The 20,083-nt window shown below is 63.1% G+C and carries 19 protein-coding genes, 3 tRNA genes and 1 pseudogene; 13 read left to right on the forward strand and 10 right to left on the reverse strand.

From position 1 onward, the window contains the following. Positions 1–297 (reverse strand): PE family protein, encoded by a 297-nt coding sequence (locus AADZ78_RS26310; protein ID WP_085252407.1) that lies wholly within the window; start codon positions 295–297, stop codon positions 1–3. 531 nt (positions 298–828) lie between these two features. On the opposite strand from AADZ78_RS26310, the gene AADZ78_RS26315 reads away from it, so the two are divergent. After that, positions 829–1,449, forward strand: a complete 621-nt coding sequence (locus AADZ78_RS26315; protein ID WP_085252408.1) for a hypothetical protein — start codon at positions 829–831, stop codon at positions 1,447–1,449. Positions 1,450–1,481: 32 nt separating this feature from the next. Here the strand turns inward: AADZ78_RS26315 and AADZ78_RS26320 are convergent. Further along, positions 1,482–1,554 (reverse strand) — tRNA-Arg (locus AADZ78_RS26320). Positions 1,555–1,581: 27 nt separating this feature from the next. After that, a tRNA-Ser gene (locus AADZ78_RS26325) sits at positions 1,582–1,673 on the reverse strand. A gap of 83 nt (positions 1,674–1,756) precedes the next feature. Between AADZ78_RS26325 and AADZ78_RS26330 the strand changes: the two genes are divergently transcribed. Further along, positions 1,757–2,815, forward strand: a complete 1,059-nt coding sequence (locus tag AADZ78_RS26330) for a pyridoxal phosphate-dependent aminotransferase (protein WP_085252409.1) — start codon at positions 1,757–1,759, stop codon at positions 2,813–2,815. 80 nt (positions 2,816–2,895) lie between these two features. Here AADZ78_RS26330 and AADZ78_RS26335 read toward each other — a convergent pair whose 3' ends face one another. Then, on the reverse strand, positions 2,896–3,480 hold the full coding sequence (locus AADZ78_RS26335; RefSeq protein WP_085252410.1) for a TIGR03086 family metal-binding protein: 585 nt from the start codon (positions 3,478–3,480) through the stop codon (positions 2,896–2,898). A gap of 23 nt (positions 3,481–3,503) precedes the next feature. On the opposite strand from AADZ78_RS26335, the gene AADZ78_RS26340 reads away from it, so the two are divergent. From AADZ78_RS26340 to AADZ78_RS26355, 4 genes are all read left to right on the forward strand, one after another. Beyond that, positions 3,504–4,328, forward strand: coding sequence for a crotonase/enoyl-CoA hydratase family protein (locus tag AADZ78_RS26340; protein ID WP_085252411.1), 825 nt, complete (start codon positions 3,504–3,506; stop codon positions 4,326–4,328). A gap of 53 nt (positions 4,329–4,381) precedes the next feature. Further along, positions 4,382–5,617 carry a lipase LipE gene (gene lipE / locus AADZ78_RS26345; protein WP_085252412.1) on the forward strand — a complete coding sequence of 412 codons (1,236 nt, stop codon included), beginning with the start codon at positions 4,382–4,384 and terminating at the stop codon, positions 5,615–5,617. A gap of 40 nt (positions 5,618–5,657) precedes the next feature. Then, entirely contained in the window at positions 5,658–6,764 is a 1,107-nt protein-coding gene (locus AADZ78_RS26350; protein WP_085252413.1) for a hypothetical protein, read from the forward strand. A gap of 205 nt (positions 6,765–6,969) precedes the next feature. Then, positions 6,970–7,563, forward strand: coding sequence for a hypothetical protein (locus tag AADZ78_RS26355; protein ID WP_139828952.1), 594 nt, complete (start codon positions 6,970–6,972; stop codon positions 7,561–7,563). Between the two features lie 21 nt (positions 7,564–7,584). On the opposite strand, the gene AADZ78_RS26360 is transcribed toward AADZ78_RS26355, so the two are convergent. From AADZ78_RS26360 to AADZ78_RS26370, 3 genes are all read right to left on the reverse strand, one after another. Continuing rightward, positions 7,585–8,313, reverse strand: a complete 729-nt coding sequence (locus AADZ78_RS26360; RefSeq protein WP_085252415.1) for a GIY-YIG nuclease family protein — start codon at positions 8,311–8,313, stop codon at positions 7,585–7,587. Positions 8,314–8,330: 17 nt separating this feature from the next. Further along, positions 8,331–8,591, reverse strand: coding sequence for an AbrB/MazE/SpoVT family DNA-binding domain-containing protein (locus AADZ78_RS26365; RefSeq protein WP_085252416.1), 261 nt, complete (start codon positions 8,589–8,591; stop codon positions 8,331–8,333). A 541-nt stretch (positions 8,592–9,132) separates the two neighbouring features. Then, positions 9,133–10,770, reverse strand: a complete 1,638-nt coding sequence (locus tag AADZ78_RS26370; RefSeq protein ID WP_169726379.1) for an SIR2 family protein — start codon at positions 10,768–10,770, stop codon at positions 9,133–9,135. 342 nt (positions 10,771–11,112) lie between these two features. Between AADZ78_RS26370 and AADZ78_RS29320 the strand changes: the two are divergent. Then, positions 11,113–12,204 (forward strand): annotated as a pseudogene (locus tag AADZ78_RS29320) (recombinase family protein); the annotation flags it as partial. Positions 12,205–12,399: 195 nt separating this feature from the next. Here the strand turns inward: AADZ78_RS29320 and AADZ78_RS26380 are convergent. Further along, positions 12,400–12,771, reverse strand: a complete 372-nt coding sequence (locus AADZ78_RS26380; RefSeq protein ID WP_085252418.1) for a hypothetical protein — start codon at positions 12,769–12,771, stop codon at positions 12,400–12,402. 301 nt (positions 12,772–13,072) lie between these two features. Then, positions 13,073–13,162, reverse strand: a tRNA-Ser gene (locus AADZ78_RS26385). Positions 13,163–13,205: 43 nt separating this feature from the next. Between AADZ78_RS26385 and AADZ78_RS26390 the strand changes: the two genes are divergently transcribed. From AADZ78_RS26390 to AADZ78_RS26405, 4 genes are all read left to right on the forward strand, one after another. Next, positions 13,206–14,189 (forward strand): NAD(P)H-quinone oxidoreductase, encoded by a 984-nt coding sequence (locus tag AADZ78_RS26390; RefSeq protein WP_085252419.1) that lies wholly within the window; start codon positions 13,206–13,208, stop codon positions 14,187–14,189. Between the two features lie 184 nt (positions 14,190–14,373). After that, the gene (locus tag AADZ78_RS26395) at positions 14,374–14,913 is read left to right on the forward strand and encodes a TetR/AcrR family transcriptional regulator (protein ID WP_085252420.1); all 540 of its coding nucleotides are present in this window, start codon (positions 14,374–14,376) and stop codon (positions 14,911–14,913) included. Next, complete coding sequence (locus AADZ78_RS26400) at positions 14,910–15,674, forward strand: HD domain-containing protein (RefSeq protein WP_085252421.1); 765 nt, start codon at positions 14,910–14,912, stop codon at positions 15,672–15,674. Before AADZ78_RS26395 ends, AADZ78_RS26400 begins: the two co-directional genes overlap by 4 nt. Further along, positions 15,671–16,225, forward strand: coding sequence for a carbonic anhydrase (locus AADZ78_RS26405; RefSeq protein WP_085252422.1), 555 nt, complete (start codon positions 15,671–15,673; stop codon positions 16,223–16,225). Before AADZ78_RS26400 ends, AADZ78_RS26405 begins: the two co-directional genes overlap by 4 nt. 18 nt (positions 16,226–16,243) lie before the next feature. Here the strand turns inward: AADZ78_RS26405 and AADZ78_RS26410 are convergent, their stop codons facing one another. Beyond that, positions 16,244–17,440, reverse strand: a complete 1,197-nt coding sequence (locus AADZ78_RS26410) for a cysteine desulfurase-like protein (protein ID WP_085252423.1) — start codon at positions 17,438–17,440, stop codon at positions 16,244–16,246. A gap of 120 nt (positions 17,441–17,560) precedes the next feature. On the opposite strand from AADZ78_RS26410, the gene AADZ78_RS26415 reads away from it, so the two are divergent. After that, positions 17,561–19,531: a DUF6541 family protein gene (locus tag AADZ78_RS26415; RefSeq protein WP_085252424.1), complete on the forward strand. Its 1,971-nt coding sequence runs from the start codon at positions 17,561–17,563 to the stop codon at positions 19,529–19,531. A 14-nt stretch (positions 19,532–19,545) separates the two neighbouring features. Then, positions 19,546–20,082, forward strand: a complete 537-nt coding sequence (locus AADZ78_RS26420; RefSeq protein WP_204080299.1) for a bacterial proteasome activator family protein — start codon at positions 19,546–19,548, stop codon at positions 20,080–20,082. Position 20,083: the final 1 nt, after the last annotated feature.

A 20,083-nucleotide genomic window follows, 5' to 3' on the forward strand; every position in this document is an offset into this window, starting at 1 on the left:
TTACAGCGGCAGTGCGTTGGCGGCTTCAGCGCTGGCATACGCTGCCCCAGCCGCATTCAGCGCTTGCACGAACTGACTGTGTAGCGCGGCCGCCTGAGCGCTCATCGCTTGATACCGCTGACCGTGCGCCCCGAAGATGGCCGCTATGGTGGCCGAGATCTCGTCTGCGCCCGCGGCCAGCATTCCCGTCGTGGGCGTTGCCGCGGCCACGGTGGCTGCGTTGATGGTCGACCCAATACCGGCCAAATCCGCCGCCGCGGCTACCAGCACCTGCGGCTGTGTAAACAAAAACGACATGGCACTACCTCTGCTCTTTGCGGGATTTGATGGAAGATAACGGATCGTATTCGACAGCACTAATAATCGGTCGCGCGTTATTAAAACGAGATTTTATAGTTATATATTTGTTATCAGTGATCTCGGCTATGTAAATTTATTTGACAAAGAGTGTTCACGCCAGCGTAAATGCCGTTGACAACGTCGGCATCGCACGGTTGCCGGCACTGACCAGCTGGTATGTAGTGCCAGCAAGGCACCAGCGCGTGCTGCGGACGTCCATTCGCTCAATTTCACCCGCCGTCGGCCGCATCGGCCTAAAGTCGCTCGGAAACGCTCCATTATGGACGTCGTGGCGGCGTCGGCGCCGTCTGAAAATAACGGAACGCGAGGCTTCCCAATCGCTGCAAAGAGGTTTCACTCCGTCCGAGTGCGTAAAGCTGGAATTTGGCGTGCCGCCGCATGTGCCCATGCCTTGAGGTCGCGACACACTGCGTGGTCTTGGTGCACCGCTCGGGACGGTTCTCGCCCCGCATCGCTAGCCTCTGCTGTGTGACCGTGGGGAATTCCGTCAGACAAGCGCTCGACCACTGGGCGAGGCAGGACTGGGACACCGCTGTGTTTCACGCCTGCGATGCCGTCAACGGGACCGCGAAGAAGCGCTATCCGCAGCAGGGAATCGCAACGCGGTTCAGGCGCACGATCCGCGATGGGCTTGACATGTTCCACGTGATGGCGGCGCCAGGTGTCGACTTCGAGAAGACCCGCTTCCCGATAGCGGTGAAGTCGGATCTGCCCGATAGCCGTCCCGACATCGCCGACGTGTTGTGGGGCATCCATCGCCGCAGCCACGGCCATGACGATGAGCTGCCCAACGGCTTCGAACTGACCCGCCATGGATCTCGTGACGCAAAGCTGAGCATCTGGCGGGACGGAAAGATCCAGCTGCCTGCGGCGACCGGGCTCGGCCTATTGGCAATCGCAGTGTTTGCGCCGGAAAACAAGGGCGAACCCATACCCATCAACTACAAGCTCAGCTGGTACCAGCACGACTTTCAGATCAGCGGTTGGTGGGGCTGGCAAGATCACTTCCGCGAGATCATCAGCAGCGCCCAGTTCTCACAGGTGGTTGTCGACTTCGACAAGCGATGGGACAGCTGGACGCCGTTGTGACGGCGGGACGGACGCCAGAAGCTGGTAACGAGCGCGCCCGAAGAGATTCGAACTCCCAACCTTCTGATCCGTAGTCAGATGCTCTATCCGTTGAGCTACGGGCGCCGATGTTCAGTTGTCACAGTTGTCGCGTGGCGGAGGCGAGAGGATTTGAACCTCCGGTCCCCTTGAAGGGGGACAACTCATTAGCAGTGAGCCCCATTCGGCCGCTCTGGCACGCCTCCATGGACTTCCTGAGGTTACCCGACTCCGGAATCCCGCAGCCGCCGGAGGCATAGCGTACACAGCGGCAACATATGCTGTCGACGTGACTGCCCGCCTTCGGCCCGAGCTGGCCGGGCTGCCAGTCTACGTTCCCGGCAAGACCGTGCCCGGCGCCATCAAACTGGCCAGCAACGAGACGGTTTTCGGCCCGCTGCCCAGTGTCCGCGCTGCTATCGAACACGCGACCGACGCGATCAACCGCTACCCCGACAACGGCTGCGCGCAGCTCAAGACGGCGCTGGCCGCGCATGTGGGCCCAGATTTCACATCCGAAAACATCGCCGTCGGTTGCGGTTCAGTGAGCTTGTGCCAGCAGCTCGTTCAGATCACCGCCTCGGTAGACGACGAGGTGATCTTCGGGTGGCGCAGCTTTGAGCTCTATCCGCCCCAGGTCCTGGTCGCCGGCGCCACGCCCATCCAGGTGCCGTTGACCGACCACACCTTCGACCTGTACGCAATGTTGGCCGCGGTCACCGACCGCACCCGGCTGATCTTCGTCTGCAACCCCAACAACCCAACGTCCACCGTCGTCGAGCCGGAAGCGCTGACCCGCTTCGTCGACGCGGTGCCGCCGCACATCCTGATCGCCATCGACGAGGCCTACGTCGAGTACATCCGCGACGGCATGGCACCCGACAGCCTCGGCCTGGTCCGCGCCCACGGCAACGTCGTCGTGCTGCGGACCTTCTCGAAGGCCTACGGACTGGCCGGCTTGCGCGTCGGCTACGCGGTCGGCCGACCCGACGTGATCACCGCGCTGGACAAGGTCTACGTGCCGTTCACCGCGACGAGCGTGTCGCAGGCCGCCGCCATAGCCTCGCTGGACGCCGCCGACGAACTGCTGGCCCGCACCGACGCCGTCGTCGCCGAGCGCACCCGCGTCAGCGCCGAGCTGCGAGCCGCCGGGTTCACGCTGCCCCGGTCGCAGGCAAACTTCGTCTGGCTGCCCCTGGGACCACGCACCCAGGACTTCGCGGAGCAGGCCGCCAACGCGCGCATCGTGGTCCGCCCGTACGGCACCGACGGTGTCCGGGTCACCATCGGTGCGCCCGAGGAAAACGACGCCTTCCTGCGGTTCGCCCGAAGCTGGATTTACCGATGATGGGCATCATGAACGGCAAAGGCGTCGTCGATAACGGCCGGTACATCTACTTGGAGCGGGTGTAGGAGCTTTGGCCGTCACTAGCGCACCGGGTGGCGGCCGGTGAACCCGAGCAACCGGTCCAGCCCGCTGGCACTATCCGGCACGTCGATCGGGGCATTGAAACCGGCTGCAATGCGTTCGTGCGGCTTGATGAGCTTTTGCGCTAGCCCCAGCACGTATTCGGCCAACGAATCCGGGGCCTTGAAGTCCTGTCCCACGGCCACGGCGTAATCCCAGGCGTGGACCAGAAATTCGATCGAAAACACCGAGACGGCGACCTGGGCGGGCATCGAGCCGGGGCCCAGCGACACCTCGCCTTCCATGCCGTGGCGGTGCCACGCGTCCAAAGCTGGCCGGGCGGCGCCGACGATCTGACGCTCCACGGAGTCGGTGTTTTCTCGCATGGAGAAGTCGGCGCCCGCCATGCCGCCGAGGACCATGATCGAGTTCAGCAGATGCCCGGTTAGGTCCGACACGTCGTACTCCGAGCACGGCGTCTGCTTGGACATGTCGTCGCTGGCGATGGTGTGCAGGACTTGTTGCAGCACGCCCAGGCAGGCTTCGGCGCTGGCCAGCTCGTCGGCGGGTGGGGAATCTGGTCCGGGTCGCAAATCTGAGGGCATATTCGCCACGCTACGGTCTGGGCATGGGTGAAACATACGAATCCGTCACCGTCGAAACCAAAGACCAGGTCGCTCAGGTGACACTGATCGGGCCGGGCAAGGGCAATGCGATGGGTCCCGCCTTCTGGTCGGAAATGCCGGAGGTGTTCGCAACGCTGGACGCCGACCGTGAGGTGCGGGCCATCGTCATCACCGGGTCGGGCAATAACTTCAGCTACGGTCTCGACGTGCCGGCGATGGGCGGGACGTTCGCCCCGCTGATGGCCGAAGGCGCTCTGGCCCGACCCCGCGCCGACTTCCACGCCGAGGTGCTGCGGATGCAGAAGGCGATCAACGCCGTCGCCGACTGCCGCACCCCCACCATCGCCGCGGTGCAGGGCTGGTGCATCGGTGGCGCCGTCGACCTGATCTCCGCGGTAGACATCCGCTACGCCAGTGCCGATGCCAAGTTCTCGGTACGCGAGGTCAAGCTGGCCATCGTCGCCGATATGGGTAGCTTGGCCCGTCTACCGCTGATCTTGAGTGACGGACACCTGCGGGAACTGGCGTTGACGGGCAAGAACATCGACGCGGCCCGTGCCGAGAAAATCGGCCTGGTCAACGACGTCTATGCAGACGCCGAAGCTACGTTGGCCGCCGCGCACGCCACCGCCGCCGAGATCGCAGCCAATCCACCACTGGCCGTCTACGGCATCAAGGACGTGCTTGACCAGCAACGCACTTCCGCGGTCTCGGAGAACTTGCGCTATGTCGCCGCATGGAACGCGGCGTTTCTGCCGTCCAAGGATCTGACCGAAGGCATCTCGGCAACCTTCGCCAAGCGGCCGCCGCAGTTCACTGGCGAATAAGGCTCGCTCGGCGTTGCGGGACATCGGCACGTAGTCTCGCGGACGTGGCGCCAATGACACCAGACGGCAAGATCCGGGTCCCGGCCGATCTGGACGCCGTCACCGCGATCGGTGCAGAAGACCACTCCGAGATCGACGTCGCGGCCGTCGAACGGATCTGGCGGGCCGCGCGGCATTGGTATCAGGCCGGCATGCATCCCGCGATCCAGTTGTGCATCCGGCATAACGGACGCGTGGTGCTCAACCGCGCGATCGGACACGGGTGGGGCAACGCCCCGACCGACGAACCCGACGCCGAGAAAATCCCGGTCACGACCGACACACCGTTCTGCGCGTACTCGGCGGCAAAAGCCATCACCGCGACGGTGATGCACATGCTGGCCGAACGGGGCGTCTTCGCACTCGATGACCGGGTCTGCGAATACCTGCCGAGCTACACCAGTCACGGCAAGCACCGCACCACGATCCGGCACGTACTGACGCACAGCGCGGGCGTCCCGTTCCCGACCGGACCGCTGCCGGACGTCACCCGCGCGGACGATCACGAGTACGCTCGTCAGAAACTCGGCGAATTGCGACCGCTCTACCGGCCGGGATTGGTGCACATCTACCACGCCCTGACCTGGGGGCCATTGGTGCGTGAAATCGTCTACGCGGCCACCGGTAAAGAGATTCGAGAAATACTGGCCACCGAGATCCTGGACCCGCTGGGCTTCCGATGGACCAACTACGGCGTCGCCCCGAAAGATCTACCACTGGTTGCGCCCAGCCATGCCACCGGACGGCCGCTACCGCCGGTGATCGCCGCGATCTTTCGCAGGGCCATCACCGGGACCATGCACGAGATCATCCCCTACACGAACAGACGGCTTTATCTGACGACCGTGATCCCGTCGTCAAACACGGTGTCGACCGCAAACGAACTGTCGCGGTTCATGGAGATCCTGCGCCGCGGCGGCGAACTCGACGGTGTTCGGGTCATTAGCCCGGAAACGCTGCGGGGTGCCGTGCAGGAATGCCGGCGCCTGCGGCCGGATTTCGCCACCGGGCTGATGCCGCTTCGGTGGGGTACCGGATTCATGCTGGGATCAACGCGATACGGGCCGTTCGGGCGTAACGCGCCGGCCGCGTTCGGTCATCTCGGCCTGGTCAACATCGCGGTCTGGGCAGACCCCGAGCGCGGCCTGGCGGCCGGATTGATCAGCAGCGGCAAGCCGGGCCGCGATCCCGACGCGGGGCGCTACGGCGCCCTGATGAACACCATCACCGCGGCGATCCCGCGGCGTTAGGGGCGTTTGTCGGCCCACCGGGCGGGCAACCCGAAGTGGTATGGACTCCGGACGATTCCGCGATTTGTTAGAAACGCCAGGGCCGTTCGCGTCGGTGTATTTCGAGGACTCACACAACACCCACGACGCCGCTGACCAGCTTGAGCTCAAGTGGCGCGCACTGCGCGAACAGCTGGAGCGCCACGGTGCCGCCCGATCGGTCACCGCCGACATCGAGCGCGCCGTGATGGGGCTGCGTCCGCCGATTGGCCGCAGCGGGCGCGCGGTAATCGCTGGCGCTACCGGTGTCGTGGTCAACGAGCATCTGCTGCGACCGACCGCCACGACCGTGGTCCGCGTGTCCGAGCTGCCCTATATCGTCCCGATCCTCGAGAACGCCTTCGACCCTCCGAACTACATCCTGGTCGAGGTCGACCACGCCGGCGCCGACATCACGGTCCGCAACGACGGCACACTGGGCTCCGAAGTCGTCGATGGCGGCGGCTACCCGATCCACAAGGCCTCCGGAGCCGAATCCGCGTGGTACGGCGACCCGCAGGTTCGCGCTGAGGAAGCTGCGCGCAAGAACGTGCGCGCTGTCGCAGACCGCGTCAGCGAGCTGGTCGACACCATGGCGATCGACGCGTTCTTCGTGGTTGGCGAGGTGCGATCGCGCTCAGACCTGCTGGCAGCACTGCCGGAACGGGTGCTCGCTCGTGCGGTGCCGCTGCAGATTGGTGCGCGCCATAGCGGGCACGACTTCATTGAGGTGCAAGAGGCTATCGAGGCCTGGTTCCTCAAGAGGCAGCTAAGCGAGATCGGCGACGCCGCGGAAAGATTTTGCGCAGAGATCGGCCGTCGTTCCGGGCGGGCCGCCGAGGGTCTGGGGGCCGTCTGTTTTGCGCTGCGACAGGGAGCGGTCGACACCCTGATCGTGGGCGATATGGGTGACGCCAGCGTGGTTGCCGACGAATGCCTGACCACCGTCGCGCCCAACGCTGATGTGCTCTCCGAGCATGGCGCCGCACCCGCCAAGACGCTACGCGCCGACGAGGCGTTGCCAATGTTCGCGATATCGGTCGGGGCGTCACTGGTCCGCACGGACGAGCGGATGGCTCCGGCCGACGGCGTCGGCGCGGTGCTGCGGTACGCACCTACGTTGCACTGAGCCGGTCGTCCGCGAGCGTGCGCAGAATGACAGCCGTAGCGGCGTGCCGGCGTACAAACACGCACGCTCGCGGGGAAAAGGACCGCGGTGGCGGTGGCGGCCCTGTTGCTACATCGTTGGAACACTGACGTGTGGGGTGCGGTGGCCAAAGTCCTTGGCGAATGCATTAGGCAAGCGTGTCCGTCCGACGTGCCACCATCGCATGATGATCCTTAATCTGATCCAAACGGTGGCCGCGGTGTCAGTGCCTATCGTGGTAGCCATCATTGGCTACAAGCTGAACCACCGACTCAAACTCTTCGAAGCCAGCCAGTGGCGCAACCAAGAGCTGATCAAGGCGCGGTTGGAGTACTTCGGGCAACTCGCGCCGATGTTGAACGATCTGATGTGTTACTTGACTTTCATCGGCCGATGGAAAGAGCTGACGCCGCCGGACGTGATCGCGATCAAGCGGGACGCCGACCGCTTGTTTTACTCTGTCGCTCCGCTGTTCAGCCAGGCCGCCGTCACCGCGTATCAGGACTTCCTTGGAGTCTGCTTCACCACGCACAACCGCTGGGGTGCAGACGCACGCATATGCAGCGGATTTGTGCGACGCCGCGAAGCCTCGCGACAGCCCTGGCGTGCCGAGTGGGAACAACTATTTACCCTCCAAGAAGGCGACGCCATCCAAGAGAGCAGCATGACCGCGGTACGCGCGGCCTACGACAAGCTGCTGGCAACTCTCGTGGACGACATCGAACTCTTGGAGCCACGTGATCGGTATGCCGACAGCAACGTCGTCGTCAACGCTCGCTAGCCGCTTGGCGCCCGGCACTGGTTACATGAACTTGCGCCGACGCTTGAAGGCTGCGATGTCGGCAGCGCTGAGCAGGAACCACTCTCCATTTCGTCGCCGGTCACGGAAGCGCTGGTGCCAGTAGCGCTCGATGCCCGCAGGGTCATCGGTGGCAAACGAATGGATCAACTCGACTCTTTCCGGGAGTTGCAGGCCAATTTCATATTCCCGTCGGCCGACGTGGCTCGCAAAGCCAACCTTGTAGTACTTGCCCGACCTGATCATGTACACGTAGCCGTGCGTATCGTCTGAGGTTGTGTCGGACAACTTTTGATCGGCGACTTGCTCGTGGACAAGGATCTCGAGGACATCGGCGAAGCCGTCAATCGACTGCGTGAACGCTCGGAGGCGCGCAACCTGATTCGCCTTCTTGCCCAGCCGATTCGCAAAGACCTTCTCGCTGGGAAAGTCTGGGTTGTTGCGCCGTTCCATCCTGAGATGTGCGTCGGTTGGGAACCGGCCGAGTCTGCGTGTTACAAGGGCCAATTCCCGGAGCAAGCTATCGTCGTCGAGCTTCTGGATGTTCATGACATTCGGAGCAAAGCCCGCCTCGGCTACTGCCTCGCTCCACGTGATCCAGTACCGGCCACGCCATGTGCTGTCCGAGATACCGGTCTCGGTAGCGAAACGTTCACGGCCAGGGGGCTTACCGCCGTTGGCTGCCGCAAGTTCCTGAATCCGGACGAGGATCAGGTCTTTGTCGATGGCCACCTCGATGATTCTAGGGATCAGCTGCGACCTGATGATGCCTCGTCCACATCTGTTTCCGTCCGCGTTGTCATGCGCATCATGCGCTCCGCGTCCTCGCCGTGACGTAGTTGACGGAGGACGACCGATTCGAGCACAACTTTCATGACCTCGGGGTCGTCATCTGAGAGGCGGAACATCACGTAGTCGCCCTTATCCCATCCAAGGCTGTCCATCAGACGCTTTGGCAAGGCCACCTGGCGACTGTCGCTGATCTTCGACGGCCCTTCCAGCGCGTCCACCTTACAAATAATACAAATACTTGTAGTATCGGTATACCTTCGCTTGTGACGCCGCAACACCCAAGTGGGGTGGGAACAGAGCATTATGAACCAATGTTCTTCATCGCGTGGGACCGACACGCTGACTAGCCCAAGAAGGTGTGCGAGGATAATGGGACTCATCGCAGATGGTAACTTTCATCTGAAGGAAAACCGCAGGTCAGAGCTTGTTTTTGAAGGAGAGACGTTGTTAACTGGGGGTAATGGAACAACTGAATACGGGCATCCCGGACGAATCCGACCAGTCGCTAAGGCCGCAGCGACGTGTGTCGCTGCCCCTTCCGACACAGTTGCGGAGCGTTGACATGTCAACTGGCGAAACAGCTTCAACACCTGAGACATACGCCCCCGTGCGGTATGTACCCAGCGGTACCGAGTCGGACCTGACTGTAACTTCCGTTGACGGGCTCGTCGTGTACCGAGGTCCAACGCCGCAGTCATCGGGTTGGCTTGTGTCCGCCCTCAAGCGAGTCGATGACGCAAAAATGGACAAGGTCTAGAATCAATCGACCCAAGGTTCTGGTGTCAAGATTTTTTCACCTAGTTTCGATGCCTCTTTCACCCAAGGTGTCGCGTTCGCCCGAAGGTAATTGAGGCATTCATCTGAGGTAGCTGCGCCAGATCCGTGCAGCAAAATCTCCAAGGCTCCAACGGGTAAGCCCAGCCAAGGCTCGCCATCAAGAAAGATCGGCACGGCCAAGCAGTGCGTCCAACGGCGATCCACCCCACCGGGTGTCATATTGATCACCGTTCCCCTGCTGGTGAAAGCCATGATCGCGTTCTGCTTACTGAGTGGCCGAATTGGCGCCGTATGTGGCCAAGCGTCAGGTCTCCAAGTGCTTTGCGATGAGCACCAGCGTCTCATTGTCCGATCATCTGGCTCACAGCGCGCCCAGACCTCGACCTTGCAATGGTCAAATTGCGGCAGGGCCTCGAACTTGACCGCTAAGGCCCTGCAGGAAATCTCAATGTTGCCACGCATACCTGGTTCGTCGCTTTCACGGACAGTAGACCAAGCACTTGCCCATTGCCTAATTCTTGTGCGGTATTCAACATAGGTTGTACCAGGATTTATCCTCGACGATACGTTTACCCCTAACTCTTGGAGAAATTGGAAGACTTGGCCGTAGAAATCTGGTCTCAGTATCGATACGCCGAATATGAAACCCCGGCGCGCAGCCATTTCAACGAACGGCATCCAATACTTTTCAGCGATCTTTTTGCCCGAAAGATATTTGAACTCAGACTCCGAGGGCATCAACGCGTACCGCGGCTCGTTATGGGACCTCGTCCCGTCTCTCAGGCGAGCTACTATGTTGTTATCCCGTAGCGAGGCGCCAACGGTTAGCAGTCCACCTGATTGAACTCTATTGGTCAGATATGTCCGGAAGTCGCCAGTCTCCCAGTCTATATAGTCGACTTCAGAGAATACGATCTTTCCCTCAATGGGGTTGCGTCCCGCTGCCGCGTGCCCGCTAGGCGCGCGGAGCAACCCGTGTATGTGAACCACCGGAATGTCACCATCTTCAAGATCACCCGCTTCAGGTGGAGATTCGGCGAACAGAACGAGCCGAAGCTTCTCCTTAGACATAATCGAGAACAAGGGCTCGTGCAGGGCAGCTTCCTCGAACGCGTTGTCGTAGTTTGTCGTTACGATATGAACATCGACACCCGCACGCCGCAACAATATCGCGAGTTCGAGTATCTTGCCGACCAGCGTCGGCCCCACTGTAATATCGCCTAATCTGTCATGCTTATAGAGGCTGTCGCGAAGACGCTCGTTTCGAATGGATAGCATTTTCGCATGGATAGCGTTGCGTGTTGGCTTTCCCGATAGTGATGCACGAGCCCGGTCAAAAAGTAGCGAATCGATAACCGACGCAGCGGGTACCTGAAAAAGTTGATTTACAAGCTCAGTGCAAATCGTTTCGACTGGACTATCCGGCCCAAAACTTGCTGAAACTGTATCTTTTAGAAGATCTGAAACCAGAGCCGACCAAGTCGGCAAATTCAGATCCAGCGAGGCACCCGCTCCAACAAAGAATGTCAGACGGTTACAGGCAGCGAGTTTAGCGACGGCTTCCCTCGTGAGTTGGTCATCAAAGAACCCAACGTCGGGGTCACGCACCACTTCAGTCATTTCGCCTCGTAGTCTCCGTATGGAGCGGCCGTGCCAATGGGCCTGTCGATCGGCAACTGTAGCCATCCAACGCAGACAGGGCTCTCGAATCGGTCAACTATGCTGGAGTGGGAAGCATACTCGGGATGCACGGTCAGCCACGCCTAGGCACGCCAGGCCTGTCGAAATGATGCTGCGAGTTAGCTACCTCAAGGACGAACGAGTTCAAACAAGTCAACAGCTCGCGTTGATATTGCTGCAAATTCCACAGCTCCAGCCCCACCCCTGTTATGCCTCAAGAAAATAGGAATTCCTTGCGATCGGACCATTGAACGGATGTTCGATCCGAGGTAATGTCATGCCATGACGGACCCACGAATATCCCCACCAGCTGAGACTTCGCAGGGCGCCCATCGGGCGCCTTTCTTGTCGTTAGGGTCCGAAACCGCCGCGAACGGCACCGATGCCGCCAAAACGGCGATCATCTACCTACGCGTGTCGACCGCCCGCCAGGCCAACAAAGACGGCGAGGCGGAAGGCTATTCGATCCCCGCCCAGCGCGCAGCCTGTATCAAGAAAGCTCGTGACCTGGGCGCGGCCGTGATCGAGGAGTATGTCGATGCCGGTGCGTCAGCTCGCTCGGCCGACCGTGCTGGTCTGCAGCGCATGCTCGTCCGTCTTGGGGACTTGTCGCTGCCGAGCGTGGATTTCGTCATCGTGCACAAGCTGGATCGTCTGGCTCGTGACCGTGCTGACGACGTCGCCATTCTGCTCGATATCCGTAAAGCCGGCGCCACTTTGGTGTCCGTTTCGGAGCAGATTGATGAAACTCCGGCAGGCACGCTGATGCACGGCATTGTGGCGTCATTTGCCGAGTTCTACTCAAAGAACTTATCCACCGAAGCCAAGAAAGGCTTAGAGGAAAAAGTTCGCCGTGGTGGCACGCCGGGCGTTGCGCCGATCGGCTACCTAAATACCACCCGCCGGATCGACGGCACCGAGGTCAAGAGCGTCATTGTCGATGAGTCTCGTGCCCCGCATATCCAGTGGGCCTTCGCTCAGTACGCCACCGGGGAGTGGAGCATTACCGCGCTCCGCGACGCGCTTGAGGAGCGCGGTCTCAAGACTCGCGACACCCTGAAATACCGTGGCCAGCCACTCAGTCGCGCTCAGGTGCATCGCATGCTGACCCAGCCCTACTACAAGGGTCTGATCCGTTTCAAGGGAATGTTGTTCGACGGAAAGCATGAACCCCTGGTCGACGAGGTCACCTGGCAGTCCGTGCAGGAGATTCTGGCGGGCCGTCGTATCGCGGGCGACCGCTCCTGGCGGCACTCCCACTATCTGAAATCCGGTGGCAACCTGCGGTGTGCTCGGTGTGGCGGCAAGATCGGCTACGGCTGGTCCAGGGGTAAAGGCGGCAAGTACGACTATTTCTTCTGCCTTGGGCGGCATACCGGCCGCACCAGCTGCGACCTGCCATATCTGCCCGCTGCTGCCGTGGAACACAAGATCACCAGCATCTGGTCCCATATCCGGTTCAGTGCCAAGACCTTGGCGGATATCGAAACCCAAGCCGTTGCTGATTTCGAGGTGCTCCTCGGTCAACAAGAAAAACTGGCAACTGAACAACGCACGCGCCTCATCCAGCTAGAACGGCAGAAGAGCAAGCTCATCGACGCCTACATGGCCGACGCGCTGCCGGTCGAGGACCTGAAGCTGCGCCAGACCCAAGTGGCCACCGAGATCGCCGACGCTCGTCGCCTGATCGCCGAGGCGGACATCGAGCGCACCGAGCTGCGCAACCGTTTGCAGATTGTACTGGCACTGCTCCGGAAAGCACGCAAGACCTACGACACGGCGAGCGATAAAACCCGCCAGCTGCTCAACACCGCCATGTTCGAACGCTTCGAGCTCGACAGCCGCGACGCCGGACCAGCTGCCAACGGCTGGACGCCGCAGGAGCCACTCGTGGAGCGCGCCAAGTTGACCGAGGTGGTCGACGCCGTACTCAACTACCACCCGGACGCCGTGCTCAGCGCTGGTCCGCTCGCTGGTCCGACCGCGTCGAGTACCGAACCCCTCCTGACATCGGCAGACGCCGCGAAACCGTCAGGGAATAGTGGTGTCCCACGAGACACCACTTGCGCACCCGCGACCACCAGTTTCAGCGGCCTGGGACGGTTCCGACGAACCAAACCCGGTGACGCCCATACGACAACGCCAGGACGACAACGCGACATCACCGCAACCGCGCGGCGGGGTAGGCACGAAAGAACCCCAGCCGAACTTTCGTTCACCGGGGGTTCCAACAAATCACATCTGGCGGTGGCGGAGGGATTTGAACCCCCGGACGGTTTTAGCCGTCTCTCGCTTTCAAGGCGAGTGCATTAGGCCGCTCTGCCACGCCACCCTGGACAAAGTAAGACAAGGGTAACGGGCGGTAGCGTGGCCTCATGCGCGCCATCGTCGCCGAATCCCCCGAGCAACTGGTATGGCAGGACGTCGCCGATGTGACGGCCGGGCCAGGCGAGGTACTCATCAAGGTCGCTGCCGCCGGCGTCAACCGCGCCGACGTGCTGCAGGCCGCAGGCAAATATCCGCCGCCGCCGGGAGTCAGCGAGATCATCGGCATGGAGGTGGGCGGCGTCGTCGCCGAAGTAGGCGCTGGTGTGACGGAATGGTCTGCCGGACAAGAGGTTTGCGCGTTGCTGGCCGGTGGCGGGTACGCCGAGTACGTCGCCGTTCCCGTCGGTCAGGTGATGCCCATCCCACCCACTGTCAACGTTGTCGACTCCGCCGCACTCCCCGAGGTGGCCTGCACCGTGTGGTCGAACCTGGTGATGACCGCACGGTTGAGCCCCGGCCAGCTGCTCCTGGTCCACGGCGGGGCCAGCGGCATCGGCAGCCACGCAATTCAGGTGGCACGGGCATTAGGCGCCCGGGTGGCGATCACCGCGGGCTCACCGGAGAAGCTGGAACTCTGTCGCGACCTGGGCGCCCAGATCGCTATCTCCTACCGCGATGAGGACTTCGTCGAGCGCATCAAGGAAGCGACCGACGGCGCGGGCGCCGACGTCATTCTCGACATCATGGGAGCGGCCTATCTGGACCGCAACATCGATGCGCTGGCCACCGACGGGCAGCTGGTCATCATCGGCATGCAGGGCGGGGTGAAGGCCGAGCTCAACCTGGGCAAGCTGCTCACCAAGCGGGCGCGGGTGATCGGCACCACGCTGCGGGCGCGCCCAGTGAGCGGGCCCAACAGCAAGAGCGCCATCGCTGCGGCGGTGACGGAGTCGGTTTGGCCGATGATCGCCGGGGACCGGGTTCGGCCCGTCATCGGCAAACGCCTGCCCATCCAACAGGCCGAGCAGGCACATCGATTGTTGGTGTCGGGCAAGACGTTCGGAAAGGTCCTGCTGACCGTCAACGACTAGCTCCAACATCTGCCGCGAGATGCTCGCCGGTCGGCTTGGGCTGGGCGGCGACGGGTTCGGCCGTCGAAACTGCCTCGTGAAGCTTGATTTATATACGACCGATCGTGCTATATTATGAGCCGTGAGGCTGCGAACTGGGGCGGACGGCCGGCGTGCCCGCGGCGATCGAACTCGCCGGCGGATCATGGCCGCGGCCGTCGACATCGGTTCGCGCGAGGGACTGGAGATGCTCTCCATCGGTCGCCTCGCTGACCAGGTCGAGGTAAGCAAGAGCGGTCTCTTCGCTCACTTCGGCAGCAAGGAAGAACTCCAGCTGGCTACCGTCGAGGCCGCCCGCGACATCTTTATTCGCGAGGTCATCGAGCCGAGCGCCGGGACCGACCAAGGTCTGCCGCGGCTCCGCCGGGTTGTCGAACTGTGGCTGTCTTACCTCGAGCGCGACGTCTTCCCAGGCGGGTGCTTCTTTCAGGCCGCCTCGCTCGAGTTCGACGGCCGCGACGGCCCGGTTCGCGATCGGGTGGTCGAGATAATGGGCCAGTGGCTTGGCCTGCTGGAGGTCCTGGTGACGCAGGCGGGTCTTGGCGGCGCCGAACCCAAACAGCTCGCCTTTGAGATCAACGCGATTGGGCTGGCCACCAATTGGCAGCGCCAGCTCCTCGGCGACCGTGACGCAGTAATGCGTGGGCGTCGGGCCTTCGCGCACTTGTTGGGGGCGGGGCGATGAGCGATATCGGGACCTGGCAGTGGGCCGAGCGTACCGGCGGCACGATGACCCGCCGGGAACAGCTCGCCCAGGCACGCGCCGCCATCACAGCGCGTCTGGCCGCCATCCCCGCGCGATTGCGGCAAAGTGCGTCGGGATCGGCGCGGGACCTGGATCTTGCCGACCCCCCGGACAGCACGCTCGCGCGATCGGCGGAGGCATATGTCCGGGAAGTCTCAACCTCGTGGCTCTACGCACACTGTGTGCGCACTTGGCTGTTCGCCGCGGCATTGGGAGACCTCGACGGTGAGCCCTACGATTCCGAACTTCTTTACCTAGCCTGCCTGCTCCACGACCTCGGGCTCACCACGGCACATCACGGCTCCGACCCCGCAGCGTCGTGCTTCGCAGTCGAAGGCGCGCGCGCCACCCGCGCGTTGATCGTGGACCAAGGTGGCTCCGAGCACACCGCTCAGGCCGTCGCGGAAGCGATCTCGCTGCACCTCAACATCGACGTTGAACTCGCTCACGGTGTCGAAGCCCACCTGCTCAGCCGCGGAGCCGCGCTCGATGCCGTCGGGCGCGGGTTGGACAAGGTGCCCAGCACCACTGTCGACAGTGTGCTCAAGCAGTGGCCGCGCGATGGATTCGCCAACGCGCTGGCCGCGGTGATCCACCAGGAGGCCCAGTCACGTCCACGGTCCCGCGCCAGCCTGCTCGATCGTCTCGGCTTCACCGGGCTCGTCTTGAACAACCCAATGGATCGGAGTGCGACACCATGACCGCCATCGAGCTCATGCAGCGCCGACATGCCGAGTCCGCGGCGCAACGATTTCAGCCGCTCTCGGAGATACCGTCCTTGCGAGCGCTCGTCATCGCCTGCGCCGACCAGCGCGCCGACCCAACCCATATCCTCGGCCTGAAACCGGGCGAGGCGGCTGTCATTCGCAACGCCGGAGGTCGGATCACGCCCGCGACGATTCAGATGGTCGCGATGATGGCCACGGTGGTGGCCGAGGCCGGCGCCCGTGGCGGTTTTGAGCTGATCCTGCTCCACCACACCGATTGCGGTGTCGCACGGCTTGCGCCGCACGACCAAGTGCTGGCGAGTTACTTCGACATCCCGGTCAGCGCGCTGGGAGACAAACATGTCACTGAACCGGCACGAGCCGTACAAGCCGACCTCGACTGCTTGCGTGCGACACCGATCCTGCCCGACACGCTGATCGTCTCGGGCCTTGTGTACGACGTCGAAACCGGCGGCCTTGAGCTTGCGGTGCCACCCGGGCCACTTCGCGGCCGCGAACGCGGACCGAGCCCGCGACCGGCGTAGTTGCGGGGCGCAATCACGTCAACCCAATGACGCCAGTGCGCGCACCAGCTGGTCGACCTCGGCCATCGTCGAGTAATGCGCCAGCCCGACGGTCACCGCGCCGCCGACGTCGTTGACCCCGAGCACATCGAGCACGCGCGAGCTGGCGTTGGAGATCGCCAGAATTCCGTTGTCCGCCAACCGCTGTACCACCCGGTCGGCCGGCACTTCGTTGACCGCGAAGCTGACCACGGGTATCCGCGCCTCCGGCCGGCCAAGCAGCATCACCAACGGCAACGACCGCAGCGACGCCATCAGGTAGTCGAATACCCGGTTCAGGTACGAAGCGGAAGAGTGCATCGACACCGACAGTCGTTCGCGTCTGCTGCCGCGGGCCGATTCGTCCAGTGACGCCAGGTACTCGATGCTGGCGACCACCCCAGCCAGCAGGCCAAACTGGTGCACGCCCACCTCTAGGCGCGCCGGCCCGGTGGCGTAAGGGTTCGTCGAGACCGAGGCGAACGAGTTCACCAGCGACGGGTCACGGAATACCATCGCCCCAATCGGCGGACCACCCCAGCGGACCGCGTTCACGGCTACCACGTCGGCGTCGATTTCCCTGATGTCGATCAACCGGTACGGCGCAGCGGCCGAATGGTCGACCACCACCACTCCGCCCACGTCGTGAACCAGCTTGGTCATCGCTCGCAGATCGGTGACCGCGCCCAGAGTTCCCGATGCGGAGGTGACGGCGACCAGCCGGGTCGACTTGTTGATCAGACTCTCCCACTGCCACGTCGGCAGGTCACCGGTCTCGATGTCGACCTCGGCCCACTTGACCTTGGCGCCGTAGCGGTGCGCCGCCCGCAGCCACGGAGCGATGTTGGCCTCGTCGTCGAGACGACTGACGATGACTTCGTATCCCAGGCCGGCGCGCGAGGAGGACGCTTCAGCCAGCGACGACAGCAGCACCGCGCGATCGGCGCCCAGTACCACCCCGCGCGGGTCAGCGTTAACCAGGTCGGCCACCGCCTCGCGCGCCGCGTCCAGCACCGCGGCGCTCCGCCGCGCCGACGGATGCGCGCCCACCAAGCTGGAGCTGGACCTGCGGAACGCCGTCGACACGGTTGTCGCAACGGAATCTGGAATCAGCATGCCGGCCGGCGCATCAAAGTGCACCCACCCGTCACCCAACGATGGATGCAGTCCACGCACCCGAGCGACGTCATAGGCCATGCCAGCCACCTTAGAGCTTTCGCTATTCCCGCAAATTGGTGACGGTAGTAGCGGGCGCCATAGACGCTCCAGCCAGTCGGGCTTCGCGAGCCAGGTCACCCGGCCAGCCATACTAGTCGAGTGAGCTTGTGGTTCGGAACGCTGATCGCTTTGATTTTGCTGATCGCGCCGGGGGCCATCGTCGCCCGGATTGCGCAGCTGAATTGGCCCATCGCGATCGCGGTGGGCCCGCCACTGACCTACGGCGTGGTGGCCTTGGCGATTATCCCCTACGGCGCGGTTGGCATCCCCTGGAATGGTTGGACCGCACTGGCCGCGCTGGCCGTCGTTTGCGCAGCAGCAACGGGTTTGCAGCTACTGCTCGGCCGGTTTCGCGACACGGAGGCCGAAGCACGGGGAGTCAGCCGCGGGCCGGCGCTCATCGTCGCGGCCGGGGTGCTGCTCGGCGCGGCGTTCATCGGGTGGGCGGCCTACCGCGGCATCCCGCACTGGCAGTCCATACCCAGCACCTGGGATGCGGTCTGGCACGCCAACACCGTGCGCTTCATCCTCGACACCGGCCAGGCGTCCTCCACTCACATGGGTGAACTGCGCAACGTCGAGACCCATGCCCTGCTCTACTACCCGTCGGTGTTCCACGGTCTGGCCGCGGTGCTCTGCCAACTCACCGGGGCGGCGCCGACCACCGGTTACACGCTCAGTTCACTGGCCGTGGCGGTCTGGCTGTTTCCCGTCAGCGCGGCCGTTTTGACCTGGCGGGTTTTGCGCTCGCATGTCAGTGAGCGGCGGACCGCAGTCGCGGCGGCCACCGCGGCGGCGCTCTCCGCGTCGTTCACCGCGGTTCCCTACGTCGAATTCGATACCGCTGCGATGCCCAACCTGGCCGCGTACGGGGTCGCGATCCCGGCGATGGCGCTGATCACCTCGACGTTGCGGCACCGCGACCGGATCCCGGTGGCGGTGCTGGCGCTGGTCGGTGTCTTCTCGGTGCACATCACCGGCGGCATGATCGTCCTGCTGTTGGTGTCGGCGTGGTGGCTTTTGGAGGCGCTGTGGCATCCCGTGCGGAGCCGGTTGGCCGACCTGTTGCCGCTGGCGGGTGTGGTGGTGATGGCCGGACTGATCCTGTTGCCGCAGTTCCTGAGCGTGTCAGAACAGGAAGACATCATCGCCGGGCACTCCTTTCTGACCTACCTCAGCAAGAAGCGCGGGTTGTTCGACGCAGTTTTTCAGCACTCCCGCCATCTCAATGACTTCCCGGTTCAGTACTCGCTGATCGCGCTGGCCGCCATCGGCGGGTTCATTCTGCTCATCAAGAAGATCTGGTGGCCGCTGGCGGTTTGGCTGCTTCTCATCGTGATGAACGTGGACGCCGGAACGCCGTTGGGCGGCCCGATCGGCGTAGTCGCCGGAGGACTGGGCGAGTTCTTCTACAAGGATCCGCGGCGGATCGCGGCAGCCACCACACTGCTGTTGACGACCATGGCAGCCGTCGGATTGTGCGTACTGGTGATGCTGGTGGTTACCGCGGCGAAACGGCTTACCGACCGTTTCAGACCACTGCCGGGGCCCATCTGGGCCTCGGCCACCGCAGCGCTGCTACTGGGGACAATCCTGGTGAGTACCTGGCATTACTTTCCGCGGCACCGGTTTCTGTTCGGCGACAAGTACGACTCGGTGATGATCGATCAGCGCGACCTGGACGCCATGGCCTACCTGGCGAAACTCCCCGGAGCGCACGACACCATGATCGGCAATGCCAATACCGACGGCACCGCGTGGATGTACGCGGTGGCCGGGTTACACCCGCTGTGGACCCACTACGACTACCCGGTGCAGATGGGCCCGGGCTACCACCGCTTCATCTTCTGGGCCTATGCCCGCAGAGGCGATACCGATCCGCGAGTTCTCGAATCCATCAAGGTGCTCAATATCCGCTACATCCTGACCAGCAGCCCGACGGTGCGAGGGTTCGTCGTTCCCGACGGACTAGTCTCACTGGAGACTTCGCCGTACTGGAAGAAGATCTACGACAATGGCGGGGCCCGAATTTACGAATGGCGCGGGGCTGGCGCAGCGGCGCACTCCTAGCAGGCAGGTAAGAGGTGGTGACTGTATTGAGTACCGGCAACAACGACCGAGATGACGACGGTGTCGAGATCATCGGCGGCGTCGATCCGCGGCTGATGGCGGTACCAGACGACGACTCCGACGAACGCGCCCTGACCGACCTTGTCGAACAACCCGCCAAGGTGATGCGCATCGGCACCATGATCAAGCAGCTGCTCGAGGAAGTGCGGGCGGCCCCGCTGGACGAGGCCAGCCGCAACCGGCTGCGCGATATCCACGCCACCAGCATCCGCGAACTCGAAGACGGCCTGGCACCGGAATTGCGCGAGGAGCTCGACCGGCTGACACTGCCGTTCAGCGAGGAAGCGGCACCGTCGGACGCCGAGTTACGCATCGCCCAAGCGCAGTTGGTCGGCTGGCTGGAAGGTCTGTTCCACGGCATTCAGACGGCATTGTTTGCGCAGCAGATGGCCGCCCGTGCCCAGCTCGAGCAGATGCGTCAGGGAGCGCTGCCGCCCGGGTTGAGCAAGGGGGGCCAAGGCGGCGCTCACGGCACGGGACAGTACCTGTAAG

The organism is Mycobacterium riyadhense (assembly GCF_963853645.1).
GTDB lineage: Bacteria > Actinomycetota > Actinomycetes > Mycobacteriales > Mycobacteriaceae > Mycobacterium > Mycobacterium riyadhense.

What these genes read in the sequence shown, in the direction of transcription:
- AADZ78_RS26310 (WP_085252407.1), bottom strand. Translation starts at nt 297, where the DNA reads ATGTCGTTTTTGTTTACACAGCCGCAGGTGCTGGTAGCCGCGGCGGCG.
- AADZ78_RS26335 (WP_085252410.1), bottom strand. Translation starts at nt 3,480, where the DNA reads ATGCCCTCAGATTTGCGACCCGGACCAGATTCCCCACCCGCCGACGAG.
- AADZ78_RS26340 (WP_085252411.1), top strand. Translation starts at nt 3,504, where the DNA reads ATGGGTGAAACATACGAATCCGTCACCGTCGAAACCAAAGACCAGGTC.
- lipE (WP_085252412.1), top strand. Translation starts at nt 4,382, where the DNA reads ATGACACCAGACGGCAAGATCCGGGTCCCGGCCGATCTGGACGCCGTC.
- AADZ78_RS26350 (WP_085252413.1), top strand. Translation starts at nt 5,658, where the DNA reads ATGGACTCCGGACGATTCCGCGATTTGTTAGAAACGCCAGGGCCGTTC.
- AADZ78_RS26355 (WP_139828952.1), top strand. Translation starts at nt 6,970, where the DNA reads ATGATCCTTAATCTGATCCAAACGGTGGCCGCGGTGTCAGTGCCTATC.
- AADZ78_RS26370 (WP_169726379.1), bottom strand. Translation starts at nt 10,770, where the DNA reads ATGACTGAAGTGGTGCGTGACCCCGACGTTGGGTTCTTTGATGACCAA.
- AADZ78_RS26390 (WP_085252419.1), top strand. Translation starts at nt 13,206, where the DNA reads ATGCGCGCCATCGTCGCCGAATCCCCCGAGCAACTGGTATGGCAGGAC.
- AADZ78_RS26395 (WP_085252420.1), top strand. Translation starts at nt 14,374, where the DNA reads ATGGCCGCGGCCGTCGACATCGGTTCGCGCGAGGGACTGGAGATGCTC.
- AADZ78_RS26400 (WP_085252421.1), top strand. Translation starts at nt 14,910, where the DNA reads ATGAGCGATATCGGGACCTGGCAGTGGGCCGAGCGTACCGGCGGCACG.
- AADZ78_RS26405 (WP_085252422.1), top strand. Translation starts at nt 15,671, where the DNA reads ATGACCGCCATCGAGCTCATGCAGCGCCGACATGCCGAGTCCGCGGCG.
- AADZ78_RS26410 (WP_085252423.1), bottom strand. Translation starts at nt 17,440, where the DNA reads ATGGCCTATGACGTCGCTCGGGTGCGTGGACTGCATCCATCGTTGGGT.